Source organism: Prevotella sp. 885 (assembly GCF_002265625.1).
GTDB lineage: Bacteria > Bacteroidota > Bacteroidia > Bacteroidales > Bacteroidaceae > Prevotella.
On the sequence record NZ_NOVE01000098.1, the window covers coordinates 1 to 3,882 of the forward strand.

Below are 3,882 nucleotides of genomic sequence, written 5' to 3' on the forward strand. Positions count from 1 at the left end.
CAAGCTAAAAACATTCAGGGCTGAATTCAGAGGAGTGAATGATCTGAAGTTCTATCTTTATAGGGTAAAACAGTTATTTGCATAAGGAAATGCAGATTGTTAAAAACACAACAATATTATTTGAGCCGGTTAATCCAAAGAATGTGGAATAGGGGAGAATACGAAAAAAGCCTATTCGTAATGAATAGGCTTTCTCTGTTGGGATACTCGGACTCGAACCAAGAATGACAGGACCAGAATCTGTAGTGTTACCATTACACCATATCCCAATGTTAAAAATAAAGATGCTGCTCTTTTGAAGAGCTTTGTTGGGATACTCGGACTCGAACCAAGAATGACAGGACCAGAATCTGTAGTGTTACCATTACACCATATCCCAATATGTTTTGTCGCTAAATAATGGTTGACTATGTAGGTCGTTCCCTTATTTGCGTGTGCAAAGTTACGCATTATTTTTCAAATGCCAAAGCTTTTTACGTGTTTTTTTTATTTAAATGTTGATTTTATCCATACATCTCCCTATAGTATATCACGTCAAAACTGACAATATGTCGCTATTTATTCACGTAATGTGCTCTTTTCTGACATATTGACATATAATTGTTGCTTAGGTATGCAGTTTGTTTATGTTGACGATGAAAACAATATAAAACAAGAAAAATAAAGAAAGGAGAACAATAATATGACATTCGACAAATTCACAATCAAAGCCCAAGAGGTTGTTCAGGAGGCTGTCAACATTACACAGCGTCAGGGACAACAGAGCATTGAGCCAATACACCTCCTCAAGGGTGTGATGGTGAAGGCCAAGGACGTTGCCACGTACATCTTCCAGAAGCTCGGTGTGAATGCCAATCAGGTGGACATGGTGGTCGACTCTGAGATTCAGCGTCAGCCGCGTGTGCAGGGCGGGCAGCCATACCTCAGCAACGACGCCAACAGCGTCTTGCAGCGTGCGCAGGACTTCGCACAGAAGAATGGCGACGAGTTTACAAGTGTTGAGCCCATTCTGCTCGCCTTGCTGCAGGTCAGCTCTACGGCAAGCCGCATCCTCAAGGACGCCGGCATGACGGAGAACGAGACCGTCAAGGCCATCCAGGAGCTTCGTCAGGGTCAGAAGGTGCAGTCGCAGTCGGCTGACGAAAACTTCCAGAGTCTGTCAAAGTATGCCAAGAACCTTGTGGAGGAGGCACGCCAGGGCAAGCTCGACCCCGTTATCGGTCGTGATGACGAAATCAGACGCGTGCTGCAGATTCTCTCACGCCGTACCAAGAACAATCCTATATTAATAGGTGAGCCGGGTACTGGTAAGACAGCCATCGTAGAAGGACTGGCTGAGCGTATCGTGCGCGGTGACGTGCCTGAGAACCTGAAGGACAAGCAGCTCTACTCATTGGATATGGGTGCGCTTGTTGCAGGTGCCAAATACAAAGGCGAGTTCGAGGAGCGTCTTAAGAGCGTCATCAAGGAGGTAACCAATTCTGACGGTCGCATCATCCTCTTCATCGATGAGATTCATACGCTTGTCGGTGCTGGTGGTGGCGAGGGCGCCATGGATGCCGCCAACATCCTCAAGCCAGCTCTTGCCCGTGGCGAACTGAGAAGCATCGGTGCCACGACGCTTAACGAATATCAGAAATACTTCGAGAAGGACAAGGCTCTCGAGCGTAGGTTCCAGACCGTCATGGTGGACGAGCCGGACGAGCTTTCTGCCATCAGCATCTTGCGTGGCTTGAAGGAGCGTTACGAGAACCATCACAAGGTCCGTATACAGGACGATGCCTGCATCGCTGCCGTAAAGCTCTCTGAGCGTTACATCTCTGATCGCTTCCTTCCTGATAAGGCCATTGACCTCATGGATGAGGCTGCCGCAAAGCTCCGCATGGAGCGCGACTCCGTTCCTGAGGAGTTGGACGAGATTACGCGTAAGCTGAAGCAGCTCGAAATAGAGCGTGAGGCCATCAAGCGTGAGAACGATACGGACAAGATTGCACAGCTCGACAAGGACATTGCCGAACTCCGCGACCAGGAAAGCTCGTTCCGCGCAAAGTGGGAGAGCGAGAAGGGACTCGTCAACAAGATTCAGCAGGACAAGCAGCAGATTGAGCAGCTTAAGTTTGAGGCTGAGCGTGCTGAGCGTGAGGGCAACTACGAGCGTGTGGCTGAAATCCGTTACGGCAAGCTGAAGCAGCTCGACGACGACATCAAGAGCATACAGAACCAGCTGAGGTCTACGCAGGACGGCAATGCAATGATACGTGAGGAGGTCACCGCTGACGACATCGCCGAGGTGGTAAGCCGCTGGACCGGCATACCTGTTACGCGTATGATGCAGAGCGAGCGTGAGAAGCTTCTTCATCTTGAGGAAGAGCTCCACAAGCGTGTCATCGGTCAGGACGAAGCCATACGTGCCGTGAGCGACGCTGTAAGACGTTCGCGTGCCGGACTGCAGGATCCGAAGCGTCCTATCGCTTCCTTCATATTCCTCGGCACAACGGGTGTCGGCAAGACGGAGCTGGCAAAGGCATTGGCTGAATACCTCTTCAATGACGAGACGATGATGACGCGTATTGATATGAGTGAATATCAGGAGAAGTTCAGCGTAAGTCGTCTTATCGGTGCGCCTCCAGGATACGTAGGCTACGATGAGGGTGGTCAGCTCACTGAGGCTGTGCGCCGCAAGCCTTACTCCGTAGTGCTCTTCGATGAGATAGAGAAGGCACATCCCGACGTCTTCAACATCCTCTTGCAGGTGCTCGACGACGGCAGGCTCACGGACAACAAGGGTCGTACGGTGAACTTCAAGAACACCATCATCATCATGACTTCTAACCTCGGCAGCCAGTACATCCAGGGTCAGTTTGCGGGCATCACGCCTCAGAACCGCGACCATGTGATCAGCGACACGAAGGAGAAGGTAATGGAGATGCTCAAGAAGACCATCCGTCCTGAGTTCCTCAACCGTATTGACGAGACCATCATGTTCTTGCCGCTTACAAAGGATGAGATTGCACAGGTAGTGACGCTTCAGATGAACGCCGTTAAGAAGATGCTTGAGCCGCAGGGCTTCACGCTCAACGTAACGCCGGCAGCCATCAGCTTCCTCGCCGACGAGGGCTTCGATCCCGAGTTCGGTGCACGTCCAGTAAAGCGTGCCATCCAGCGCTGCGTCCTCAACGACCTCTCTAAGAAGATACTCTCCGACGAGGTTTCAAGGGAGAAGCCCATCACCATCGATGCCGACAACAACGGACTGGTGTTCCGCAACTAACTATTGATTACCACATATACACAAAAAAGGTGCTTGCGATCATGTGTCGCAAGCACCTTTTTTTGTATTTTAGACAATATAGTCTTCATAGTCGTATGGTTTTAAGAGTTTAACCATGATTTAAGGTGAAATAAATTCATTTTATTACTTATAAACCGTAAAAAAATAATAATATTCTCTTTGTTGCCATTTTATTTGTACTTTTGCAATAATGAAATTCATCGCAAATATGGCAAGTAAAAATTTGAATCGAATTAAAGTAGTCCTTGCAGACAAACAACGAACAAACAAATGGTTGGCAGAACAGTTGGGAAAAGACAAAACAACCATATCTAAATGGTGTACCAATTCAAGTCAACCAGACTTGGAAAGTTTAATGAAAACTGCAAAGCTTCTTAATGTAGAAGTTACCGAACTTCTTAGAACAAATGTTGAATAATAAACTTAGAAAAGAAAATGGCAATACCAAAATTTGAGGACTTTCGGCTCATCCGATAAAGTCCGTGGCATCCCTACCCAAATATATCAACGATACATGATAGATTTTCCGTAAAGATGTTTACCTTTGCTGTATGAAAAATGATGTCAGCATTAATATGTACAAGGGACTT

General features: G+C 47.7%; 2 protein-coding genes and 2 tRNA genes. 2 read left to right on the forward strand and 2 right to left on the reverse strand.

Annotation, left to right across the window (positions count from 1 at the left end):
* Positions 1 to 198 precede the first annotated feature (198 nt).
* A tRNA-Gln gene (locus CHL74_RS14930) sits at positions 199 to 269 on the reverse strand.
* Positions 270 to 308: 39 nt separating this feature from the next.
* Positions 309 to 379, reverse strand: a tRNA-Gln gene (locus CHL74_RS14935).
* A gap of 303 nt (positions 380 to 682) precedes the next feature.
* Between CHL74_RS14935 and clpB the strand changes: the two genes are divergently transcribed.
* Positions 683 to 3,271: an ATP-dependent chaperone ClpB gene (gene clpB / locus CHL74_RS14940; protein ID WP_094881969.1), complete on the forward strand. Its 2,589-nt coding sequence runs from the start codon at positions 683 to 685 to the stop codon at positions 3,269 to 3,271.
* Between the two features lie 229 nt (positions 3,272 to 3,500).
* Positions 3,501 to 3,710 (forward strand): helix-turn-helix transcriptional regulator, encoded by a 210-nt coding sequence (locus tag CHL74_RS14945; protein WP_094881970.1) that lies wholly within the window; start codon positions 3,501 to 3,503, stop codon positions 3,708 to 3,710.
* Positions 3,711 to 3,882: the final 172 nt, after the last annotated feature.